The sequence below is a fragment of the Blattabacterium cuenoti genome, from assembly GCF_014252075.1.
Lineage (GTDB): Bacteria > Bacteroidota > Bacteroidia > Flavobacteriales > Blattabacteriaceae > Blattabacterium > Blattabacterium cuenoti_AC.
Genome location: NZ_CP059209.1, coordinates 200,429 through 222,560 on the forward strand (window position 1 = coordinate 200,429; position 22,132 = coordinate 222,560).

The 22,132-nt window shown below is 27.6% G+C and carries 22 protein-coding genes; 9 read left to right on the forward strand and 13 right to left on the reverse strand.

Features of this window, described 5'->3' with window-relative positions; translation table 11 throughout:
• Window position 1: 1 nt before the first annotated feature.
• Together H0H47_RS00935 and H0H47_RS00940 are read right to left on the reverse strand one after the other, a co-directional pair.
• The gene (locus tag H0H47_RS00935; RefSeq protein ID WP_185866172.1) at window positions 2-1,063 is read right to left on the reverse strand and encodes a branched-chain amino acid aminotransferase; all 1,062 of its coding nucleotides are present in this window, start codon (window positions 1,061-1,063) and stop codon (window positions 2-4) included.
• A gap of 84 nt (window positions 1,064-1,147) precedes the next feature.
• Window positions 1,148-3,595: an alpha-ketoacid dehydrogenase subunit alpha/beta gene (locus tag H0H47_RS00940; protein WP_185866173.1), complete on the reverse strand. Its 2,448-nt coding sequence runs from the start codon at window positions 3,593-3,595 to the stop codon at window positions 1,148-1,150.
• Window positions 3,596-3,693: 98 nt separating this feature from the next.
• Between H0H47_RS00940 and ndk the strand changes: the two genes are divergently transcribed.
• The 3 genes from ndk to H0H47_RS00955 are packed head-to-tail and all read left to right on the forward strand — an operon-like array spanning window position 3,694 to window position 5,493.
• On the forward strand, window positions 3,694-4,119 hold the full coding sequence (gene ndk, locus H0H47_RS00945; protein ID WP_185866174.1) for a nucleoside-diphosphate kinase: 426 nt from the start codon (window positions 3,694-3,696) through the stop codon (window positions 4,117-4,119).
• An 8-nt stretch (window positions 4,120-4,127) separates the two neighbouring features.
• The gene (locus H0H47_RS00950; protein WP_185866175.1) at window positions 4,128-4,730 is read left to right on the forward strand and encodes a LemA family protein; all 603 of its coding nucleotides are present in this window, start codon (window positions 4,128-4,130) and stop codon (window positions 4,728-4,730) included.
• 28 nt (window positions 4,731-4,758) lie between these two features.
• Window positions 4,759-5,493 (forward strand): TPM domain-containing protein, encoded by a 735-nt coding sequence (locus tag H0H47_RS00955; protein WP_185866176.1) that lies wholly within the window; start codon window positions 4,759-4,761, stop codon window positions 5,491-5,493.
• 23 nt (window positions 5,494-5,516) lie between these two features.
• Here H0H47_RS00955 and H0H47_RS00960 read toward each other — a convergent pair whose 3' ends face one another.
• Window positions 5,517-8,180 (reverse strand): valine--tRNA ligase, encoded by a 2,664-nt coding sequence (locus H0H47_RS00960; protein WP_185866177.1) that lies wholly within the window; start codon window positions 8,178-8,180, stop codon window positions 5,517-5,519.
• 30 nt (window positions 8,181-8,210) lie between these two features.
• Between H0H47_RS00960 and H0H47_RS00965 the strand changes: the two genes are divergently transcribed.
• The gene (locus H0H47_RS00965) at window positions 8,211-8,744 is read left to right on the forward strand and encodes a dihydrofolate reductase (RefSeq protein ID WP_317168679.1); all 534 of its coding nucleotides are present in this window, start codon (window positions 8,211-8,213) and stop codon (window positions 8,742-8,744) included.
• Here H0H47_RS00965 and H0H47_RS00970 read toward each other — a convergent pair.
• Complete coding sequence (locus tag H0H47_RS00970; protein ID WP_185866178.1) at window positions 8,727-9,386, reverse strand: bifunctional nuclease family protein; 660 nt, start codon at window positions 9,384-9,386, stop codon at window positions 8,727-8,729. The two genes, H0H47_RS00965 and H0H47_RS00970, sit on opposite strands and share 18 nt — an antisense overlap.
• Window positions 9,387-9,557: 171 nt before the next feature.
• Between H0H47_RS00970 and H0H47_RS00975 the strand changes: the two genes are divergently transcribed.
• Window positions 9,558-10,193, forward strand: a complete 636-nt coding sequence (locus H0H47_RS00975) for a hypothetical protein (protein ID WP_185866179.1) — start codon at window positions 9,558-9,560, stop codon at window positions 10,191-10,193.
• 72 nt (window positions 10,194-10,265) lie between these two features.
• The gene (locus H0H47_RS00980) at window positions 10,266-11,246 is read left to right on the forward strand and encodes a pyruvate dehydrogenase complex E1 component subunit beta (RefSeq protein WP_185866180.1); all 981 of its coding nucleotides are present in this window, start codon (window positions 10,266-10,268) and stop codon (window positions 11,244-11,246) included.
• Here the strand turns inward: H0H47_RS00980 and metF are convergent.
• Both metF and serS read right to left on the reverse strand, forming a co-directional pair.
• Window positions 11,243-12,205 (reverse strand): methylenetetrahydrofolate reductase [NAD(P)H], encoded by a 963-nt coding sequence (gene metF / locus H0H47_RS00985; protein ID WP_185866181.1) that lies wholly within the window; start codon window positions 12,203-12,205, stop codon window positions 11,243-11,245. The two genes, H0H47_RS00980 and metF, sit on opposite strands and share 4 nt — an antisense overlap.
• A gap of 10 nt (window positions 12,206-12,215) precedes the next feature.
• Entirely contained in the window at window positions 12,216-13,487 is a 1,272-nt protein-coding gene (gene serS, locus H0H47_RS00990) for a serine--tRNA ligase (RefSeq protein WP_185866182.1), read from the reverse strand.
• Window positions 13,488-13,555: 68 nt separating this feature from the next.
• Here serS and rsmA point away from each other — a divergent pair, with 68 nt between their 5' ends.
• From rsmA to H0H47_RS01005, 3 genes are read left to right on the forward strand one after another with little or no spacing between them, the layout of a single operon-like run.
• Window positions 13,556-14,344, forward strand: coding sequence for a 16S rRNA (adenine(1518)-N(6)/adenine(1519)-N(6))-dimethyltransferase RsmA (rsmA, locus tag H0H47_RS00995; RefSeq protein WP_185866183.1), 789 nt, complete (start codon window positions 13,556-13,558; stop codon window positions 14,342-14,344).
• Complete coding sequence (locus H0H47_RS01000) at window positions 14,341-15,219, forward strand: bifunctional 5,10-methylenetetrahydrofolate dehydrogenase/5,10-methenyltetrahydrofolate cyclohydrolase (protein ID WP_185866184.1); 879 nt, start codon at window positions 14,341-14,343, stop codon at window positions 15,217-15,219. The genes rsmA and H0H47_RS01000 overlap by 4 nt, the downstream gene beginning before the upstream one ends.
• Window positions 15,206-15,823 (forward strand): 7-carboxy-7-deazaguanine synthase QueE, encoded by a 618-nt coding sequence (locus tag H0H47_RS01005; RefSeq protein ID WP_185866185.1) that lies wholly within the window; start codon window positions 15,206-15,208, stop codon window positions 15,821-15,823. Before H0H47_RS01000 ends, H0H47_RS01005 begins: the two co-directional genes overlap by 14 nt.
• Before the next feature lie 6 nt (window positions 15,824-15,829).
• Here H0H47_RS01005 and hisIE read toward each other — a convergent pair whose 3' ends face one another.
• Genes hisIE through hisD form a run of 7 tightly spaced genes read right to left on the reverse strand, consistent with a single transcriptional unit; the run spans window position 15,830 to window position 22,123 of the window.
• Window positions 15,830-16,435, reverse strand: coding sequence for a bifunctional phosphoribosyl-AMP cyclohydrolase/phosphoribosyl-ATP diphosphatase HisIE (gene hisIE / locus H0H47_RS01010; protein WP_185866186.1), 606 nt, complete (start codon window positions 16,433-16,435; stop codon window positions 15,830-15,832).
• Window positions 16,436-16,437: 2 nt separating this feature from the next.
• Window positions 16,438-17,199, reverse strand: a complete 762-nt coding sequence (gene hisF / locus H0H47_RS01015; protein WP_185866187.1) for an imidazole glycerol phosphate synthase subunit HisF — start codon at window positions 17,197-17,199, stop codon at window positions 16,438-16,440.
• Between the two features lie 2 nt (window positions 17,200-17,201).
• Window positions 17,202-17,936, reverse strand: a complete 735-nt coding sequence (hisA, locus tag H0H47_RS01020; RefSeq protein WP_185866188.1) for a 1-(5-phosphoribosyl)-5-[(5-phosphoribosylamino)methylideneamino]imidazole-4-carboxamide isomerase — start codon at window positions 17,934-17,936, stop codon at window positions 17,202-17,204.
• A 12-nt stretch (window positions 17,937-17,948) separates the two neighbouring features.
• Window positions 17,949-18,539 carry an imidazole glycerol phosphate synthase subunit HisH gene (hisH, locus tag H0H47_RS01025; RefSeq protein ID WP_185866189.1) on the reverse strand — a complete coding sequence of 197 codons (591 nt, stop codon included), beginning with the start codon at window positions 18,537-18,539 and terminating at the stop codon, window positions 17,949-17,951.
• Window positions 18,540-18,558: 19 nt separating this feature from the next.
• Complete coding sequence (gene hisB, locus H0H47_RS01030; protein ID WP_185866190.1) at window positions 18,559-19,719, reverse strand: bifunctional histidinol-phosphatase/imidazoleglycerol-phosphate dehydratase HisB; 1,161 nt, start codon at window positions 19,717-19,719, stop codon at window positions 18,559-18,561.
• Window positions 19,719-20,822, reverse strand: coding sequence for a histidinol-phosphate transaminase (gene hisC, locus H0H47_RS01035; RefSeq protein ID WP_185866191.1), 1,104 nt, complete (start codon window positions 20,820-20,822; stop codon window positions 19,719-19,721). The genes hisB and hisC overlap by 1 nt, the downstream gene beginning before the upstream one ends.
• Before the next feature lie 5 nt (window positions 20,823-20,827).
• A complete protein-coding gene (hisD, locus tag H0H47_RS01040; RefSeq protein WP_394366929.1) occupies window positions 20,828-22,123 on the reverse strand; it encodes a histidinol dehydrogenase in 1,296 nt (431 codons plus the stop codon).
• Window positions 22,124-22,132 lie beyond the last annotated feature (9 nt).

Sequence of the window (22,132 nt, forward strand, 5' to 3'; positions counted from 1 at the left end):
TTTATGAATATTTTTTTAATTGAACCCTCCATCCGAAAGGATCTTCCGATAAATTATGCTGAATATCCAATAAACTTTTTTTTAAACGAAAAGATATTCGTTCTTTTTCTGGAATATCTGGTAATGAAAAATTATTTCCTTGATAACTAATTATTTTAAAACAATTTATTACAGCAGCTGTTCCACAGCCAAAAGCTTCTTTTAAGTCTCCTCCCTGCAATCCTTTTATGATTTCTAAAACACTTAAATTTTTCTCTTCCACATAAAATCCTTCTTTTTCAGCTAAAGAAATAATACTTTTACAGGTTATTCCACTTAATATATTATCATTAGCTTTTGGAGTGATAAGTTTGTTTTTCAACCAAAAAAAAACATTCATAGTTCCTGATTCTTCTATCATTGTGTGAGTGGAAGAGTCTGTCCACAATATTTGATCAAATCCTTCTTCATTTGCTAATCTAGTAGGATAGAAAGAAGAAGCGTAATTTCCAGCAGCTTTAGTAAATCCAACACCTCCTGCTGCAGAACGACTATATTTTTCTTCTATCTTAATTTTCAAAGGATGTTTATAATAGGAATCTGCAGGAGTAGATATAATCATAAACATATAATCTTTAGAAGGTTTCGCAGACAAGACCCCATTAGTTGCAATTAGGAAAGGACGAATATATAAAGATTGTCCATAATTTTTAGGAATCCAATTTCTATCTAGATCTATTAATTTCTTCAGTCCGTTCATAAAAATATCTTTTGGAATAGTAGGCATTTCCAAACGAATAGCAGACCTATTTATTCTTTTGAAATTTTCTTCTGGACGGAATAAAAAAACTTCTTCATTTTTATCTTTATAAGCTTTCATTCCTTCAAAAACAGCTTGTCCATAATGAAAAACAGGAGAAATAGGAGAAAACATAATATTCCCAAAAGGCTTAATAATAGAATTTTTCCATTTTCCATCTTTGTATTCAGAACAAAACATATGATCTGAATACTGATTTCCAAAGGAAATATTGTTAAAATCTATTTTTCCAATCCTTGATTGTAGGGTTTTTTCTATTTTCATAAAGTAAAAAAAATTAGTGAAAACAAATATAATAAATGATTATTATGTTTTAATAAGAATTGTTATAATAAAACACTTCCTTTTCTAACTATTATGCATGATTTTTAATACTTTTTCTACAATATCTTCAACAGAAGGTTTTGAAAAATAATCACCATCTGATCCATAAGGGGGGCGATGTTCTTTAGCCGTAATCGTAACAGGAGGACTATCTAAATAATAATATCCGTTTTGTTCTTCTAATATTTTTTGTAAAATATAAGCAGATGCTCCACCTGGAACATCCTCATCTATAATTAATAGTCTGTTAGTTTTTTGTAAACTTTTTACAATGTCTTTTTGTAAATCAAAAGGTAAAATAGATTGAATATCAATCACTTCTGAATCAATATTAATTTTATACAATTCTTCTGCTGCTTCATTTACAATTCTCCATGTAGAACCATACGTTACCATGGTTATATCTTTCCCTTTCCTTGTTCTTTCCACTATTCCAATAGGAGTTCTAAAAAAACCTAAATTTTCTGGTAATTTTTCTTTTATTCTATATCCATTCAGGCATTCAATAACTAAAGCTGGATCATCTCCAGATAATAAAGTATTATAAAAACCAGCAGCTTTTACCATGTTTCTTGGAACCAAAACTAAAATTCCTCTTAAATAATTAATAATCCCTCCTATAGGAGAGCCTGAATGCCATATTCCTTCTAAACGATGACCTCTAGTTCTAATAATTACAGGGGCTTTTTGTCCTCCTTTTGTTCTATATTGCAAACAAGCAAGATCGTCACTCATGATCTGTAAAGCATATAAAATATAATCTATATATTGAATTTCGACTATAGGTTTAAGTCCACGCATAGAAAGACCAATCCCCTGACCAAGAATAGTAGATTCACGTATTCCCGTATCAAAAATGCGAGTTTTTCCATATTTCTTTTGCAACCCTTCCAATCCTTGATTGACATCTCCTATTTTTCCTACATCTTCTCCAAATATTAAAAGATCAGGATATAATTCTAATAATTTATCAAAATTCTCTCTTAAAACAATTCTTCCATCTACTTCAAAACTGTTATTCTTATACACAGGAAAAACTTCTGTTCTTTTTACAGAAGATTTTTCGGAAATACTATATAGGTGAGAAGAATAATTTTCTTGTTCTTCATCATATTTTTTTTTAATCCATTTGATCAAACAATATTTTGAATCTGATTCTACTTCAGATAGTAGATATAAAATTTTTCGTGTAATACGAAATATTGATTTTTTTGTGGTAAAATTTTTAGTTTTATCATGCAATTTTTGAATATATTTTTTAACATATTTATTAATCCATTTTTTGTTAGAATAAGCGTTTTGCATTTTTTGTAAAATGTTCACAGCTTCATTTTTAATTTCAATAATTGGTTTTTGAAACGCTTTCCAAGCTTTTTCTTGTTCATTTTTAACATATTCTTTAGCTTCTATATCTATTTGATCTAAACAACAAACATTGGCTAAATTTTGTAACTTATTTTTTTTATTGAACTGAAAATTCAAAATCCAATCTCTAAATTTTTTTATTCCATCATTATTCATTTCCCATTCCAAACGTTCTTTTGATTTATATCTTTCATGTGAAGAAGAAGTAGAATGTCCTTGCGGTTGAGTTAAATTTGTGACATGAATTATGACTGGAACATGTTCATAACGAGCCACTTTTTCTGCAATAACATACGTCTTTGTAAGATCCATATAATTGGATCCATTCACACGAATAATTTCCACTCCTTTTTCTTTTTTGTTTCTATGAAACCCAGATAAAAGATCACTAATATTTTGTTTAGAAAATTGATATTTATTAGGAACAGAGATTCCATATTCATCATCCCAAATAGATAGAATAATAGGAATTTGCAAGACGGAAGCCGCATTTAAAGTTTCCCAAAATAATCCTTCTGAAATACTGGCATTCCCAATAGTTCCAAACGCAACTTCGTTTCCATCACGAGAAAATATTTTATGTGTTTTTTTTAAATTTTTTAGTTTTTTATAAATTTTAGACGCCTGTGCTAATCCTAATAATCTCGGCATTTGAGCAGCTGTTGAAGAAATATCTGCACTAGAATTTTTTTCTTGAATAAGATTTTTCCAAGTTCCATCAAAATTTAGAAAACGTGTTCCAAAATGTGCTGTCATCATTCTTCCAGATGAAATAGGTTCAGCTTCTAAATCTGAATGAGCATACAATTGTGAAAAAAAACTTCTTACAGTTAAAGCTCCAATAGCCATCATAAACGTTTGATCTCGATAATATCCAGATCTAAAATCTCCATTTCTAAAAACTTTCGCCATAGCTAATTGAGGAATTTCTTTTCCATCACCAAATATCCCAAACTTAGCTTTTCCATTTAAAACTTCTTTTCTTCCTAAAAGACTGGTTTCACGACTAATTTTAGCCAATTTATAATCATCTAAAACTATTTTTCGAAATGAATCAAAAGTGGGTTCCTCATCATCACTAGGTTTTTTATTATTGTTGTAATTCATAAATTCTAATTTTTAGATGAAAATACAGGAATTTTTATTTCTGAATTTCTTTATTTAATTTTATGTGTTTTTCTTTTCAACAAAAAAAACTATGATATATGTTTGGAAAAATAACTCTTTCTATTATCAAACCGGATGCGGTTAAGAAAGGACAGAGCATCTCTATTTTATCCAGAATAGTTTTTGCAGGATTTCAGATTATTGCGCTTAAAATGACAGAACTTTCTAAAAAATCAGCCATCAGATTTTATGAAGAACATAAAGAAAAATATTTTTTCGATTCTTTGGTAGAATTTATGTCTTCTGGACCAATTATTTCCTTCATATTGGAAAAAGAAAATGCCGTAAGAGACTTTAGAATTTTAATAGGAAACACAAATCCAATTAATGCTGAAAAAGGAACTATACGAAATCTGTATGCTACCTCTTTAGAAAAAAATGCTATACATGGATCAGATAGTGAGAAAAATGCTTTTAAAGAATGTCAATTTTTTTTTTCAAGCCGAGAAATTTTTTTAAGATAAGATATTTTATGAGAAAAAATTTTCTAATAGCCACTTACTCTATTTTAATTCTTATATTTATAATTGGATTATGGGGATCTAATGTATATAATCATCTAGTAAAACTAAACGAAAGGATTAAAACACAATGGGGACAAGTGGAAAATGTTTATCAACGTAGATCCGATCTAATTCCAAACTTAGTGAATACAGTAAAAGGATCTGCTAATTTTGAAAAAAATACATTAATCCAAGTCATAGAATCTAGAGCCAAAGCTACTTCTATTAATATCAATCCAAATGAATTGAATCAAAATCAAATCAATAAATTTCAACAAGCACAAGAAAAATTAAATAATACTGTTAGTAAACTACTTTTAGTTGTGGAAAACTATCCAAATTTAAAGTCAACAAAAAACTTTTACGAATTACAAAATCAATTAGAAGGAACAGAAAATCGTATTAATATAGAAAGAAACCGATTTAATGATAAAGTAAATCATTTTAATACTTATAGAAATCAATTTCCAAAAATTATCATAGCAAACTTTTTTTCTCAATTCCAAGAAAAAGGATATTTCCAATCTCAAATAGGATCAGAAAAATCTCCTTTTGTAGATTTTTCCAAATAAGAATTGAAAAACAATTCCCTAAAAAATCATGAGAAAAATTATTCAATTAATTATTTTAATTTTTTTTTACACAAATTTAGCAAAAGGACAATTTAATATACCTGAATCTCCAAAAAAAATATATCCTATTCAGGATTATACAGGAGTTTTATCCAAAAAACAGATAGAAAAACTAAATCAAAAACTTATTTCATACTCTAAAATCACATCAACAGAAATTCTTATTTCTATCATTCAGGATCTTCATGGAGAAGATCCAAATTTTTTAGCTGCTCAATGGGGTGAAAAATGGAAAATTGGGAAATCTCATAAAAATAATGGAATAGTCATATTATTATCTATCAATGACAGAAAAATATCTATCCAAAATGGATATGGAATAGAACCCTATATTACAGACTTTTTAACTACGAAAATTATAGAAAAAGCAAAACCTATATTGAAAAATAATCTCTATTATCTAGCTATAGATTCCTGCATTCAGGAAGTATTTCAAACACTTCAGAATCAATATCATCATAAAAAACAAAAAAAGAAAGTTCTTCCTATGTGGAATTTTTTTATTTATATGAGTGTTTTTTTTGTTATGCTTTTTTTACTATCTAGAAAAAAAATAATAGATTCCTCATTATTAAATAATTTACTTATAACAGATTTTCTATTCAGAAATAAAAATTTTAATAATCATGAAGATGAAGATAGTTTTGATGGATTTGGAGGGGGAGGAAATTTCGGAGGGGGAGGAGGTAGTGGAAATTGGTAACTTTATTTATCTTTTGTTTCATTTCATTTTCTCAAAAATTCTAAATACTTTTTGAGTTGGTATATTTTTTTCAATGTATCACATTCTTTTTTTCTTTCCTTTAAAAGAAGGTTTTTTGGTATAGAAGATACATATTTATCATTTGATAAATTTTTTCGAATTAAAGATAATAAATTATGAAAATATTGAATTTTTTTTTCAATCCTAATAATATCCATATGACTAGAATGATAGCTTTGATCTTCCAAGGATAAGAAAAATTGATCTGTCTCTAAAAAAAAAGAAAATACCGATTCATTTTTAGGTTCTTCTAATACAGAAACAATTTCTGATAAATTAGCCAATTTTAATATGATAGGATTATATTCTTTTTCTTCTTTTTTTCTCATAGTAAACAAGACAAGGCTTTTTTGATAAGGAATATTACTTTTATTTCTAATATTGCGGATTTCAGATATTATTTGAGTAACCTTTTCGAAAGAAACTAAAATTTCATAATCATAGGATTTTTTTTTAGGCCAAGAAGAAACAATTAAAGCTTCTTCCGGTTTTCTTTTTTCAATAAGATTCCAAATTTCTTCTGAAAGAAAAGGCATATATGGATGTAATAATTTCAATATGTTTTCAAAAAATATAATGGTGTTTAAATATTCTATTTTTGAAATAGATTTATTTCCATTATTTCCATGAATAGGTTTAATAATTTCAAGAAAAAACGAGCAAAAATCATACCAAATAAATTTATATAAAATCATTAATGATTCATCAAATTTATATTCTTGAAAATGTTTTTCAAACATTTCCAAAACATAATAAAAACGATTTTTTAACCATTTTATAGCAATTATAGAAGAATCAGGAACATGTTGATTTTTTTGTATTTTCCAACTTTTAATTAAACGAAAAGCATTCCACACTTTGTTTGAAAAATTCCTTCCTTGCAAACATATTTTTTCCTCAAAATGAAAATCTTTTCCTGCACTAGTTTTCAACATAAGACCCATACGTACAGCATCTGCTCCATATTGGTTAATTAAATCTATAGGATTTGGAGAATTATTTAATGATTTTGATATTTTTTGATTTTTAGAATCTCTAACAATTCCGGTAAAAAAAACCTTTTTGAAAGGTTTTTTCTTTTGAAAAAATAAACCTGCTATAATCATACGTGCCACCCAAAAAAACAATATATCCGATCCTGTTACTATATCTTCAGTCGGATAATAATAACAAATTTCGTGATTATGAGGATGACTAATTCCATCAAAAACAGATAATGGAAATAACCAAGAGGAAAACCAAGTGTCTAAAACATCTGAATCTTGCCATATTTCATTATGACTTAAATATGAATTTTCGCTTTTTTTTCTCGCTTTTTTCAATGCTATTTCTAAACTTTCTGCAACCACAAAATCATTAGGTTTTTTCCCATAATAATATACAGGAAGACGATGACCCCACCACAATTGTCTAGATATATTCCAGTCACGAATTTGATTCATCCATTTAAAATAAATTTTATTCAATTTTTTGGGATAAAATTGAATATCTCCATTTTTTACAGCTTCTATAGCTGGAACAGCCATTTTTTTCATTTTTAAAAACCATTGAAGAGATAATCGTTGTTCTACTATCGACAAAGTACGTTCCGAAAAACCTATTTTATGATTATATTTTTCTATCTTTACTAAATACCCCAATTGTTTTAATTCTTCAACAATTTTTTTTCTTACTTTAAAACGATTCATCCCTTTGTAATGAAGTCCTTTTTCATTTAAGGTAGCATCTTCATTAAAAATATCAACGATCTCTAGTTTATGTTTATCCGCTATATCTTTATCGTATTTATCATGAGCTGGAGTGACCTTTAAAAATCCTGTTCCGAAATTTTTGTCTACATAAGAATCCTGTATAATAGGAATATCTTTATTAATTATTGGAACTTTTGCATGTTTCCCTTTCAAATGAAAATAACGGGAATCATATGGATGAAAACAAAGAGCAGTATCCCCAAATATGGTTTCAGGACGTGTTGTTGCTACAGTAACATAATTTCTTTCTCCTTTTTCTCCTTTTATTTGATATTTTAAATAATAAAGTTGACCAATACGTTCTTCATAAATAACTTCTTCATCAGAAAGAGTCGTTTTAGCTTTTGGATCCCAATTAACAACATGATAATCTCTATAAATATATCCATGCTCATACAAATCTATAAAAATTTTTGATACAGATTTAGATAATTTCTGGTTCATTGTAAATTGAGTCCGATTCCAATCACATGAACAACCTAATTTTTTTAGTTGATCAAAAATAATATTTTTATGTTTTTTTGACCATTCAATAACATAATGCAAAAACTTTTCCCTTCCTAAAAAAGGTTTGGACAATCCATATTTTTTTAATTGATCAACTACTTTAGCTTCTGTCGCTATAGATGCGTGATCTGTCCCAGGAATCCAACAAGCATTATATCCTTTCATTCTAGCACATCTAATCAAAACATCCTGAATAGTATTATTCAGCATATGTCCTATGTGAAGAACTCCAGTAATGTTTGGAGGAGGCATCACTATAGTATAAGGAGTTCTATCATCTGGGTAAGATGAAAAGTAATTTCCTTTCATCCAATAATTATATCTTTTTTTCTCCACAGATTTTGGATCATATTTGATTGAAATATCCATATATTTAAAAATATAAAAAAAATTAAAATAATGATGAAAATTATTTTGATTGCTGCTGTTTCAAAAAACGGATTTATAGGAAAAAATAATCAACTTATGTGGCACTTACCTAATGATTTAAAACGTTTTAAAAATTTAACTATGGGAGAAACAGTTTTAATGGGTCGAAAAACTTTCGAATCCATTGGAAAAATACTTCCAAAAAGAACAAATATTATATTAACGAAAGACAAAATAAATTTCATGAAATCATTACACTTAAAAAATATAAAAAATCAAAATAAAATAAAAATTTTCTCATCTGTAAAACAGATAGATTATTTAAAAAATGAAAGAATATTTGTTATAGGAGGAGAAAAGATATATGCTTCTACAATTGAAAAAGCAAATATATTAGAATTAACATTAGTTCATAAAAAATTTTACGGAGATACAAAATTCCCAAAAATAGATACAAAAAAATGGAAAAAAATATATGAATTTTTTTATAAAAAAGACAAATTCCATTTATACAATTACAGTTTTATCAGATTCGATAAAAAAGAATCACTCTCTTCTATCTAATTCTTTCTTAATTTTTGCTGCAAGTTCATAGCATTCATTGATAACTGCGTGGTTTAATAAAGCATTTAGATCTCTTTCAGTCATTTTTTCCAAATCTTGTTGACTTTTTTCTTTAAAAAAAAGAAATCCACTATTTTCGATCCCTGTTTCATAAGGTTCATTTTCTTTATCAATAGGAAATCCGTTTTCAAAATAAATACCAGCTTTGTCAAATATTTCTCTGGTTGTATAAATAGGAGCCTGAAATCTTACAGCCAAAGCAACAGCATCTGATGTTTTTGAATCTATCTTATGTTCTATTTTTTCACTTTTTTTCTTTTTCTCCTCTCCCTCTCCTTCTATACCTTCTATACCTTCGAATAGAATATAAGAAAAAAATATTCCATTTACTAGTTTATATATTACAACTGCTTTTAATTTAATATGAAATACTTTTGCGAAAGTGAGAAATAAATCATGTGTAAAAGATCTGGATGGATCTTTTTTTCCTAAAGCAGAAGCAATAGATTGAGCTTGTAAACTTTCTATAATAATAGGAAGTTTAATTCTTCCAGATTCTTCTTCAAGTAATAAAACATATATCCCAGATTGTATTTGACTCAAGGATATTCCCCGTATAGCTAATCTAATGAATTGATCCATAGTAAAATTTAAATTATAGAATAAATCTTGCTATTGTAACCAAATACCCCAAATTTGAAAGGATATTTCTGTTTTTTTCATTTTTCGTTATAACAATAATATATATAAAATTCTTCTTATATGTAATAATTTTTTTTATATATTTATTAGCAATATTTAAAATTTTTTATTATGAATACTTCTGTGAAATTTCTAATTCCAACAATTTTTCTCGCATTAGGATTTATTTTATCCTGTAATGATGAGTCGAGTCCCGTTGGAAAAGAAGATTCTGACGTGAATAATCCTACCACGATAGAAACTCCTTCAATTCCTGATCCACCACCTACTCTTGCTTCTTCTTCTCCTAAAATCCCTCCTACTGATCCTCCAACAACTCCTACTCCTACAGAAACTCCTTACAATGAAAACGTTCCTTTAGACACTGATACAAATCCTGAGGAATTATCTATGAAAATCAAAGAAATAGAAGAAAAAATACAAACTTTAGAAAAAAATAGTGAAAAACACTATGATGAATATTATAAAATGGTAGATTATCAGAAGGAAATCTTGAATGAAGTTAAAAGAAGAAAAATGATTATGAGATCTAAAACAGTTGGGACCCCAGAACAAATAAAAGCTCAAAAAGACTTTGAGGATCAAAAAAAATTAGGAAAAGAAAAATTACAGATACTAAAGGAGAAAAATATACTATTGAATAATTTGAATAAATCAATAAATGCGGCTAGAGATGAAAAAATTGATTTAGAGAAAAAACAAGAAGATTATTTAAAAAAACAAAAAGAAAGAGAGAAAAAAAATTAATTATTACTTAAGGAAAAGAAAGATATTTCTTTCTTTTTCCATATTATTTTGAAATGAAAAATTCATATCCATATGAAAGTAAAGACTTTTCGTGAAGTAATAGCAGAAGCGATGAGTGAAGAAATGAGAAGAGATGATTCTGTTTATCTCATGGGAGAAGAAGTAGCTCAATACAACGGAGCTTATAAAGCTTCTAAAGGAATGTTAGAAGAATTTGGACCAAAAAGAGTCATTGATACACCTATATCGGAATTAGGATTTTCTGGAATAGGAGTAGGTTCTGCTATGAATGGATGCAGGCCCATTATTGAATTTATGACTTTTAATTTTTCTTTAGTTGCCATGGATCAAATCATTAATAATGCAGCAAAAATACGTTATATGAGTGGAGGACAGTGGAATATTCCTATTGTTTTCAGAGGACCAACTGGTTCCGCTGGACAACTAGGAGCTACACATTCCCAATCTTTTGAAAGTTGGTATGCCAGTTGTCCTGGATTGAAAGTGATCGTCCCATGTAACCCTTATGATGCTAAAGGACTTTTGAAGTCTGCAATCAGAGATAATAATCCAGTAATTTTTATGGAATCTGAACAAATGTATGGTGATAAAATGATGATTCCAGAAGAAGAATATATTCTACCTATTGGAAAAGCAGATATCAAAAAAGAAGGAACTGATATCAGTTTAGTTTCCTTTGGAAAAATCATGAAAATGGCTTTAAACATAGCAAAAAAACTAGAAAAAGAAAATATTAGTGTAGAAGTCATAGATATACGGACTATACGTCCATTGGATTATGAATCTATACTTTTTTCTGTAAAAAAAACCAATCGATTAGTAATTTTAGAAGAATCATGGCCCTTTTCATCTATAGCCTCTGAAGTTTCGTATTTCATACAAAAAAAAGCATTTGATTATCTTGATGCCCCCATTAACAGAATAACTTTATTGGATACTCCAGCTCCTTATGCTCCAAATTTGATCAAATATTGGTTTCCAAATGAAAAAAAGATAATAAATGCCATTAAAGAAACTCTTTATTTAATCTAATAAATAGATTGAATAATTTTATAAATGTTTTCTGGTCTATCCATAGTGTAATAATGAATCACTTCTACTCCAGAATTTTTTAGTTCTTTAGATTGATGAATAGCCCATTCAATTCCAATATCAGACACCACTTTTTTATCTTTCGCTTTTTCAACTTCTTTCACTAATTCGTGAGGAATATTCAAATAAAAACGAGAAGGAAGACTGTTTAACTGTTTTTTTGAAGAAAGAGGTTTGATACCAGGTATAATGGGAACAGTGACTCCTTCTGATCTACACTTTTTAACAAAAGAAAAATATTCTTTATTATCAAAAAACATTTGAGTCACAATGTAATCCGCTCCTGCTTCTATTTTTTTTTTCAAAAAAAATAAATCACTTTCAATGTTCGGAGCTTCCAAATGTTTTTCTGGATATCCTGCTACCCCAATGCAAAAATCAAATAATGGAGACTCTTTTCGTTCAACAAAAGTTTTATCAAGATATTTTCCTCTATTTAAATCTTTAACTTGTTCAACAAGTTCTACTGCATACTTGTGTCCATCTTTTTTCGCAAAAAAATTACTTTCAGATTTCAAAGGATCTCCTCTAAGAACTAGAACATTATCTATTCCCAAAAAATTTAGATCTATTAAAGCGTTTTCTGTCATTTGTTTATTAAACCCTCCACAAATCAGATGTGGAACTGCATCTACTCCATATTTATTCATAATAGCAGCACAAATTCCTACGGTTCCTGGACGTCTTGAAATTTTTCTTCTCTGTAAGAGACCATTATCTTTTTCTACATAAATAAATTCTTCTCTATGATAAGTAACATCAATAAAAGGAGGATTGAATTCCATTAAAGGATCTAAAGTAGAGAAAATATCTTTAATATCATTTCCTCTTAAAGGAGGTAAGATCTCAAAGGAGAATAAAGTTTTTTTTGCTTTAGATATATGCTCAATCACTTTCATAACACAACTTTTACTTGATATGATCAAATTCAGTATAAGGAACTAATACTTGAGGAATATTAATTTTATTTTTAGTTTGATGATTCTCTAATAAAGCAGCCATAATTCGTGGTAAAGCTAAAGCGCTCCCATTAAGAGTATGACAAAAATGAACATGACCTGTAATAGTTTTGTATTTCAAATTTAATCTATTAGATTGAAAATCATTACAATTAGAGATAGAACTTACTTCTAACCATTTTTTTTGCGCTATAGAATAAACTTCAAAATCATAAGTTATAGAAGAAGAAAATCCAAGATCTGGTCCATTCAAACGAATAAGACGAAAGGGTAGATCTAAAGATTTTAGAATAGTTTTTACATGCAAAATCATTTCTTCTAAAGAAGAAGAAGAAGAATCTTGTGTGGTAATTTGAATAATTTCCACTTTTTCAAATTGATGCAATCTATTTAATCCTCTCACTTTAGATCCATAAGACCCTGCCTCTCTTCTAAAACAAGAAGTATAAGTAGTAGCTTTAACAGGAAGATCTTCATTTGTAAATATTTTATCTCTGTAGCAATTCATAATAGGAACTTCTCCGGTGGGAATCAGATAAAGATTATCTTTTTCTATAAAATACATCTGATTCTCTTTATCTGGAATTTGTCCTGTAGCGTATCCAGATTTTTCATTTATAAGATAAGGTAAACTATATTCTTTATACGAAGCTTGTATATTTTTATCTAGAAAATATTGAATTAAACTTCTTTGTAACTTGGCTCCTTTTCCTATATAAACTGAAAAACCAGAACCACATATTTTTGTTCCTAAATTTGAATCGAATAAACAAAATTTTTTTGATAATTCCCAGTGTGTGAGAGGTTTTTCAATTTGACAATAAATTTTTCCCTCTTGAAAAATAATATCGTTTTCTTCTTTTTCAGAATTATTTTTTATTTTTTCATCAGGAATATTAGGAATTTGATTTAATTTCCTTTCTAAAATTTGAACAATTTCTCTTAGTTTGACATTAACATTTTTCTTCTCTTTTTTTAAAAAAGTAGATTTTTCTTTTAAAGATTCTATTTGAATATTTTTACCAGAATTTAAAATTTGACCTATTTTCTTAGAAATTGAATTTTCTTTTTCTAATATTTTATTCAGTACGTTTTGAGCTATTTTTTTTTTTTCGTCTAAAATTAGTATCTCATCTATCAGGTGTATTTCTTGAAAATTTCTTTTTTTTAATCCTAATAAAACTTTTTCTCTATTTTTTCGTATGAAAGAGGTTCTAAGCATAAAAGAAACTAAAATCCTGTTGAATTTTTAAAAAGCAAGATACGAATAATATTTTCTATATTTGCAAAATGCAAATGCATAAGTCTACTTTTAAAATTAGAAAAAAATTTGATCAGTATTTTTTAAAAGATAAAAATATAGCAAAGAAAATTGTAAAAAATCTTTCTTTTCAAAATTATGATGCAGTAGTAGAAATAGGTCCTGGATTAGGAATTCTTACTCAATATTTGTTGAATTTATATTGTCGTCATCAGGTTTTTTTAATAGAAATCGATAGAGAATTAATTTCTTTTTTAAAAAAAAATTTTCCTATTTCTAAAAATAGGATCATTCATAAAGATTTTTTAAAATGGAATCCTGAAGAAATGAATTTGCATAATTTTGCAATTATTGGGAATTTTCCTTATGGAATTTCTTCTCAAATTATATTTCATATATTGAAATACAATCAATACATACCAGAATGCATTGGCATGTTTCAAAAAGAACTGGCAAAACGTATTACATCACATGAAGGAGAAAAAAATTATGGAATTTTATCAGTTTTGGTTCAAACATTTTATGATGTAAAATATCTTTTTACTGTAAAAAAACAAGTTTTTTTTCCTATTCCAAATGTAAAATCGGCAGTTATTTCTTTCAAAAAGAAGAATGAAATTCTTTCTTGCAACAAGGATTTATTATTTAAATGTGTGAAAACAGCTTTTAATCAAAGAAGAAAAAAATTAAAAAATTCTCTAAAATTATTTAACCATATTTCAAATTTTTATCAAATTCCATTTTTGAACAAAAGAGCAGAAGAATTATCTGTAAAAGAATTCCTTCAATTAACAAAAGAAATAGAAATTAGAAGATGACTAAATTATTAAATGGAAATCAATTAGCAATAGAAATAAGAGAAGAAATTTCCAAGGAAATCGAAAAAAATATACTAAATAAAAAAAAACGTGTTCCACATCTTGGAATCATATTAACAGGAAATAATAGATCTAGCATTACATATGTCAATAGCAAACTAAAAGAGTGTAAAAATATAGGAATAAAATCTTCTTTAATTCATTTACCAGTAGGATGTCTAGAAAAAAAATTATTGGAAGAAATAAACAAAATGAATCAAAATCCATTAATAGATGGTTTTATTGTCCAATTACCTCTTGAAAAACATATCAATCAGGAAAAAGTAATTTTATCTATCAATCCGAATAAAGATGTAGATGGATTCCATCCTGAAAATTTTGGAAAAATGGCTTTAAACATAAAATCTTTCTTTCCTGCAACTGCATTAGGGATATTAACTCTTTTGGAAAGAAATCAAATTAAAATACCTGGAAAACATACTGTAGTAATTGGAAGAAGTAGGATAGTTGGAAGGCCTATTAGTATTCTTATGAGCAGAAGAAGTAATTCGGGAAATAGTACAGTCACATTGACTCATAGTCATACTACAAATATAGAATATTACACAAAACAGGCTGATATAATAATAGTAGCAGTTGGAATTCCAGAGTTTCTTAAAGGAAAAATGATTAAAAAAGGAGCTGTCGTTATAGACGTAGGAATAAATAGTGCAAAAAATGAAAGAAAAATACTAGGAGACGTTGATTTTTATAGTGTTTATGGAAAAGCTTCTTATCTAACACCTGTTCCAGGTGGAGTCGGTCCTATGACTCGTGTTATGTTATTAAAAAATACTTTGATAGCTGCATTAAACAGGAAGGATGAAAAAAATTAGTTTTCCTATAAAAGAATTTTTTTATTCCATTCAAGGAGAAGGACATTATTATGGAATAGCTGCATATTTCATTCGTTTTGAAGGATGCAATATAAAATGTGATTGGTGCGATACCAAAGAAAGCTGGGAAATAAAAAAAAATGATTTTATTTCAATTCATAAAATCATTGATAATATTAGAAATAAAAATCATACAGTCAAAAACATTGTAATTACCGGAGGAGAACCTATGATGTGGGATTTATATCCTTTAACCAAGATTTTGAAAAAAAAAGGATATCGTATTCATGTCGAAACTTCAGGCTCCTATCCTATAAAAGAAAAGTATATGGATTGGATCACAATTTCTCCAAAAAAAATAAAACTTCCTTTAGCAGAAAATTATAAAAAAACTAACGAATTAAAAATCATTATTTCTAATGAAAAAGATTTTCTTTTTGCAGAAGAACAAGCTATTCATGTAAAAACCACTAATTGTTTCCTATTCCTACAACCTGAGTGGACTCATTTAGTTGATATTCTTCCAAAAATAATTTCTTACATAAAAAAGAATCCAAAATGGAGGATCTCTCTTCAAATTCATAAGATGTTAAATATTCCTTGATCAGTATTATGAGTGTCTATTTTCCAAAACATTGATAACATCTTGTATAGAAAAACCTTTTTTATGTAAAAGAATGAGATAATGAAAAAGTAAATCTGCAGATTCATTTAAAAATAAATTTTCATTGTTATCCTTAGATTCAATAATAAGTTCTACAGCTTCTTCTCCTAATTTTTGAGATATTTTATTAATTCCTTTTTTTGATAATTGATATATATAAGAATTCTTTTTCTGTTGGTTAATTCTATTAGAAATTAAATCTTCCAAAGAAAATAAAAAATTTTTTTGATTAATTTCTTTCCAACAAGTATCTGTTCCTTTATGACAAATAGGACCTGTAGGTTCTGCTTTAATCAATAAAGAATCTCCATCACAATCTATTAATAGATCTTTAATAAAGAGATAATTTTTACTGACTTCTCCTTTAGTCCACAATCTTTTTTTAGATCTGCTATAAAAAGTCACTTTTTTTTCATGAATACTTTTTTGATAGGCTTCTTGATTCATATAACCTAGCATCAATATCTTATTTGTTTTTGCATCTTGGATTATCACAGGGATCAATCCATCTTTAAAATGGATCATTCTTTCTTGAAAACTTTCTTTTTTCATAATCACATTGTATTTCTTACAGGTATATGAAAACGGGTTAAATAATATTTTAACTTTGGAATTTCTATTTCTCTATAATGAAATATGCTGGCAGCTAAAGCTGCATCTGCTTTTCCAATTTGGAAGATTTTATAAAAATCTTCCAAATTTCCAGCACCACCTGAAGCAATTACTGGAGTAGAAATATTTTCGGAAATTTTTCTGGTAATATCTAAAGCAAATCCATTTTTTGTCCCATCATGATTCATTGAAGTTAATAATATTTCTCCTGCTCCTCTATTAGCTCCCTCTTTAGCCCAATCTAGTGTCTTCGTTTTAGTAGAAATCCTCCCTCCATTTAAATAAACCCACCATTCATTTTCCTCATATTTTGTATCAATAGCTAATACTATACATTGACTTCCAAACCTTTTAGAAAGTCTTTCTAAAAGGTTTGGACTTTTAAAAGCTTCAGTGTTAATAGATATTTTATCTGCTCCTGCATTTAACAACAATTCTACATCCTCTTCTTCTCGAATTCCTCCTCCAACTGTAAAAGGAATGTTAATATGACTAGAAATATCTCTTACTAAGCTTGTTAATGTCTGACGTTTTTCATTTGTAGCAGTGATATCCAAAAATATTAATTCATCTGCACCTTGTTTCGTATACCAACAAACTAATTTAATTGGATCCCCAGCGTCTTTTAAATCTTTAAAATTAACTCCTTTTACTGTTCTTCCATTTTTAATATCTAAACAAGGGATAATACGTTTAGCTAACATATTTAGTTATTATTATTTTTTTCTTTCCAATTCCTAAGTTCTGATAACGAGATCTGATTTTCATATATGGCTTTACCAATAATGACCCCTCTACAACCTAAATTGAATAATTTATCTATATCTTCTATATTTCTAATTCCTCCACTTGCTATAAATTCAATGTTTGGAAATCTTTGAATAATTTCCTTATATAAAGAAAAAGAAGGACCAGACAAAATACCATCTTTAGATATATCTGTACAAAAGATTTTTTTGATTCCACAATTATTTTTTTCTTCTAAAAAATCCAAAAATGGAATATCAAAAAATTCTGTCCATCCATTAGTTGCTATTTTTTTATTTTTAACATCTACTCCTAATAAAATTTTATCATCTCCATAAATATGAACCCATTTTTTAAAAAAAATGGGTTTTTTAACAGCAATACTCCCAACAGTAGCCATATGCCCTCCATTTTCAAATACAGCACGGACGTCCTCTTCAGTATGAATTCCCCCACCAAAATCTATGATTAAATTAGTATGTTTTGCTATTTTTTCCAAAATTTTCCAATGTACAACTTTTCCTTTTTTTGCTCCATCTAAATCAACTAAATGTAGTCTAGATATTCCATGATCTTCTAATAAAAACGCGACTTCTAGTGGATCATGATTATAAATTTTTTTCTTTTTAAAATCACCTTGTTTTAAACGAACGCATTTTCCATCAATTAAATCTATAGCTATTATAATATTCATTATTAATTATTTTTATAATCGGATAAAATTTTCTAATATTTTATGTCCTACATAAGAAGATTTTTCTGGATGAAATTGGACTGCATAAAAATTATTCTTTTGCAAGGCAGCACTGTAAGAAACTATATATTCTGTTTTTGCTGTTGTGTATTTTCCCAAAGTTGCATAATAACTATGAACAAAATATTGATAACTTCCATCTGGAATTTTTTCAAATAAAGGACCTTTGAGGTTATGAATGGTATTCCAACCTATTTGAGGTATTTTATCATTTTTGTTCTTAGATTGAAACTTTTTAACCAACAAATCAAAAATTCCTATACATGTAGTACTACTTTCTTCTGAATATTTACAAAGTAATTGCATCCCCAAACAGATTCCCAATACAGGTTGTTCTAATTCAGACAAAACAACATCCAACTTTTTTTCTTTTAAATATTTCATAGCACAATTAGCTTCTCCTACTCCTGGTAAAATAATTTTTTCCGCATTTTGAATAGATTCCATAGAATCTGTTACTATAGCTTGTACTCCTATCCTTTCCAGAGAAAAAAGAACCGATTGTACATTTCCTGCAGGATATTTTATGATAATTGTTTTCATAATTTTTCATTAAAAATTTTTACAAAAGGCCTTTAGAACTAGGTATTTTACTAAAATAATTTTTTCTTATTGCCATTTTAATGGCTTTTGCAAAGCATTTAAAAATAGATTCTATTTTGTGATGTTCATTTTTTCCTGTAGCATGAATATATAGATTGCATTTTGCAGATAAAGAAAAAGATTTAAAAAAATGATAAAACATCTCTGTCGGAACTTTTCCTATTTTTTCCCTAAAAAATCTTGCTTTCCATACTAATTGACTTCTTCCTCCAAGATCTAATGCCACCGTAGATAAACTATCATCCATAGGTATTAAATAGAAACCATAACGTTCTATTCCTTTTTTATTTAAAGATTGATCAAATATTTCTCCTAAAGCAATTCCAGTATCTTCTATTGTATGATGTTCGTCAACATAAAGATCTCCTTTTGTTTGAATATTTAGATCTATGGAACTGTGAAATGCTATTTGTTGTAGAAGATGATCAAAAAATCCAAGTCCTGTTTGTATATGAGATCTTCCTTTTCCATAAAGAAAAATGGATATTTTAACATTTGTTTCTAATGTAGTACGTTGATGGACTAACCTTTTATCATTAATAGACGATAAATATTCATAAATATTTTCCCAACTATCCGTTTTTAACGATATTGTTTTTTTGATATCTTTTTCTTCTATAGTAGAAAAATAATCTTTTTCTTCTTTTGTTAGATTTTTATAATGATGATTTTCTTTAATCCATATGGACTTACATCCCAAGTTTTTGGCTAAAAAAACATCATTTAATCTATCTCCAATAACAAAGGATTTAGAAATATTGTACAAATCCGATTGTAAATAAGTAGAGAGCATTCCTACCCCAGGTTTTCTAGTTGAAGATTTTTCTTCTGGAAAAGTTCGATCAATATGAATAGAATGAAAATTGATTCCTTCTGTTCTTAAAATATTTAAAATGTGATTATGGATTGGCCAAAATATTTTTTCAGGAAATTGATCTGTTCCCAATCCGTCTTGGTTAGTCACCATGACTAGATTATAATTTAATTCTTGTACTATTTTTGACAAAAAAAATATAACCTTTGGGTAAAAACTGATTTTTTCAATAGAATCAATTTGATACGTAGGCGGAGTTTCTCGTATAATAGTTCCATCTCTATCAATAAACAATATTTTTTTCATTACATTTTTATTTTGGAGTATTTTTTAATTTGATCTATTAAATACTCATTTTCTTCGTGAGTTCCTACTGTAATTCTTAAACAATTATTGCATAATATAATTTTCGAACGATCTCTAACAACTATTTTTTTTTCCATTAAATATTGATAAAGATTTTTTGAATAAAAATTTACTTTTACTAGCAAAAAATTAGCAGAACTAGGGTAGACTTTACGTATGATAGGAATTTTACTTAATGATTCTTTCATGTATTTTCTTTCTGAAAGAATGTTTTTTAGATGATAAAAAAATAAATCTCTATTTTCAAGAGCTTTAATAGCTATCTCTTGAGAATGAAGACTTATATTGTATGGGTGTTTAATTTTATTCATCCATTGAATAATGGATTCAGAAGCAATTGCGATTCCTATTCTTAATCCCGCTAACCCCCAAGATTTAGAAAGTGTTTGTAGAATAATTAAATTTGGATATTTATTAATTTCTATGGATAAGGATTTTTGATCTGAAAAATCAATATAAGCTTCATCTAAAACAACAATTCCTTTAAATTTTTTTGTAATATTTTCAATGTTTTTTCTTTTTATATCGTTCCCTGTAGGATTATTTGGAGAACAAATAAAAATTATTTTACTTTGTTGATTAACAGATTTTTCTATTTTTTCCAAATTCAATTGATATTCTTCCTTTGTGAGAGAAATTTTAATTATATCTACACCATGTATTTTCCCACTCACTTCATACATACCATAAGTAGGGGGAAAAATTATAGCATGATCTATTTCTGGACGAGAAAAAATACGATAAATCAAATCAATAATTTCATCGCTTCCATTTCCTAAAAATATTTTAGATGGAGAAATATTTTTTAAATCAGATATTCTTTCCTTCAATTCTTTCTGTAAAGGATCTGGATATCTGTTGTAAGAGTTCAAAAAGGATAGAGGAGATCCAAAAGAATTTTCATTAGCATCTAAGAAAATAGAATTTTTTTCTTTATCATGTTCTGTCCTTGCGGATATATAAGGATCCACTTTTAAAATATTCTCTCTGATCAGTGAATCCAGATCAAAATTGGAACAATCCTTATTATTACTATTGTTCATGGCATTTAAAATTCATTTTTAAATCGAATGTTAATGGAGTTTCTATGTGCTATCAATCCTTCTTCTGAAGATAAGATATTTACACATTCCGACAAATTTTTCAATCCTTTTTTGGATATTTTTTGAAAAGTGATTTTTTTAACAAAACTATCGACAGATATTCCACTATAAGATTTTGCATAACCATATGTGGGTAATACATGATTTGTTCCAGAAGCATAATCACCAACACTGACTGGAGAATAATTTCCTAAAAAAACAGATCCAGCGTTAATCACTTTTTCACTCCAATAGGTAGAATCATTACAATTAATAACGAGGTGCTCTGGTGCTACTTGATTTATAAAATCCATACATTCTTCTAAAGAAGAGAAAACAACTATTTTACTTTTTTTTAAAGATTTTTCAATAATATCTTTTTTCTTAGAAAGATGAAACAATTGTTTTGTTAATTTTTTCTTAACTTCTTCTATCCAAGATTTTTTATTTATAGTAACCAAAAGAATATAGCTTTCTGGATCATGTTCAGATTGGGATAGTAAATCAGCTGCTACATATTCTGGTTTTGCTTTTTCATCAGCCATAATTACAATTTCTGAAGGTCCTGCAGGCATATCTATAGAGACAATTCCTTTTTGGGATACAATTTGCTTAGCTGTTGTCACATAAGAGTTTCCTGGTCCAAATATTTTGTAGACTGAAGGAACACTCTCTGTCCCATAAGCCATAGATGCAATAGCTTGAACACCTCCTACTTTATATATACGAGTAATTCCAACATATTTAGCTGTATATAAAATAGATGGATGAATATCTCCATTTTTATTTGGGGGACTACATAATATAATATTTTTACATCCCGAGAGTTTTCCTGGAATTCCTAACATTAATACAGTAGATAATAAAGGAGCGGACCCTCCAGGAATATAAAAGCCTACTTTTTCTATTGGAATAGATTTTCTCCAACAAAAGGATCCTGTTGAAACTTCTATTTTTGATTCTTCATGTATCTGTTTTTGATGAAAAAATTTGATATTATTATATGCTGTTTCTATAGATTTTTTCAAGTCGCTTGAAACTTTCATGTTTGCTTTTTGAAAATCTTCTTCTGTAACTTGAATTCGTTTTATATCGACATTATCATATTTCCTTGTATAAGCTTTTACAGCTGTATCTCCATAATTTTTTACATTATCAATGATAGGAAGGACAAAATCTGTTAAGTGATAAATTTCTTGTGAAGATCTACTCAAAATAGATTGACATGTTTTGTATGTAGGATGAATATACACTTGAATCATATCCATATT

Excerpts from the sequence above, each read along its gene's own strand:
- H0H47_RS00960 (WP_185866177.1), bottom strand. The coding sequence starts at position 8,180 with ATGGATATTTCAATCAAATATGATCCAAAATCTGTGGAGAAAAAAAGA.
- H0H47_RS01000 (WP_185866184.1), top strand. The coding sequence starts at position 14,341 with ATGACTAAATTATTAAATGGAAATCAATTAGCAATAGAAATAAGAGAA.
- hisB (WP_185866190.1), bottom strand. The coding sequence starts at position 19,719 with ATGAAAAAAATATTGTTTATTGATAGAGATGGAACTATTATACGAGAA.
- rsmA (WP_185866183.1), top strand. The coding sequence starts at position 13,556 with ATGCAAATGCATAAGTCTACTTTTAAAATTAGAAAAAAATTTGATCAG.
- H0H47_RS00970 (WP_185866178.1), bottom strand. The coding sequence starts at position 9,386 with ATGGATCAATTCATTAGATTAGCTATACGGGGAATATCCTTGAGTCAA.
- hisF (WP_185866187.1), bottom strand. The coding sequence starts at position 17,199 with ATGTTAGCTAAACGTATTATCCCTTGTTTAGATATTAAAAATGGAAGA.
- hisC (WP_185866191.1), bottom strand. The coding sequence starts at position 20,822 with ATGAACAATAGTAATAATAAGGATTGTTCCAATTTTGATCTGGATTCA.
- H0H47_RS00950 (WP_185866175.1), top strand. The coding sequence starts at position 4,128 with ATGAGAAAAAATTTTCTAATAGCCACTTACTCTATTTTAATTCTTATA.
- H0H47_RS00980 (WP_185866180.1), top strand. The coding sequence starts at position 10,266 with ATGAAAGTAAAGACTTTTCGTGAAGTAATAGCAGAAGCGATGAGTGAA.
- hisIE (WP_185866186.1), bottom strand. The coding sequence starts at position 16,435 with ATGAAAAAAGAAAGTTTTCAAGAAAGAATGATCCATTTTAAAGATGGA.
- metF (WP_185866181.1), bottom strand. The coding sequence starts at position 12,205 with ATGAAAGTGATTGAGCATATATCTAAAGCAAAAAAAACTTTATTCTCC.
- hisD (WP_394366929.1), bottom strand. The coding sequence starts at position 22,123 with ATGATTCAAGTGTATATTCATCCTACATACAAAACATGTCAATCTATT.
- H0H47_RS00965 (WP_317168679.1), top strand. The coding sequence starts at position 8,211 with ATGATGAAAATTATTTTGATTGCTGCTGTTTCAAAAAACGGATTTATA.
- H0H47_RS00935 (WP_185866172.1), bottom strand. The coding sequence starts at position 1,063 with ATGAAAATAGAAAAAACCCTACAATCAAGGATTGGAAAAATAGATTTT.
- H0H47_RS00955 (WP_185866176.1), top strand. The coding sequence starts at position 4,759 with ATGAGAAAAATTATTCAATTAATTATTTTAATTTTTTTTTACACAAAT.
- H0H47_RS00940 (WP_185866173.1), bottom strand. The coding sequence starts at position 3,595 with ATGAATTACAACAATAATAAAAAACCTAGTGATGATGAGGAACCCACT.
- H0H47_RS00975 (WP_185866179.1), top strand. The coding sequence starts at position 9,558 with ATGAATACTTCTGTGAAATTTCTAATTCCAACAATTTTTCTCGCATTA.
- hisA (WP_185866188.1), bottom strand. The coding sequence starts at position 17,936 with ATGAATATTATAATAGCTATAGATTTAATTGATGGAAAATGCGTTCGT.
- hisH (WP_185866189.1), bottom strand. The coding sequence starts at position 18,539 with ATGAAAACAATTATCATAAAATATCCTGCAGGAAATGTACAATCGGTT.
- serS (WP_185866182.1), bottom strand. The coding sequence starts at position 13,487 with ATGCTTAGAACCTCTTTCATACGAAAAAATAGAGAAAAAGTTTTATTA.
- H0H47_RS01005 (WP_185866185.1), top strand. The coding sequence starts at position 15,206 with ATGAAAAAAATTAGTTTTCCTATAAAAGAATTTTTTTATTCCATTCAA.
- ndk (WP_185866174.1), top strand. The coding sequence starts at position 3,694 with ATGTTTGGAAAAATAACTCTTTCTATTATCAAACCGGATGCGGTTAAG.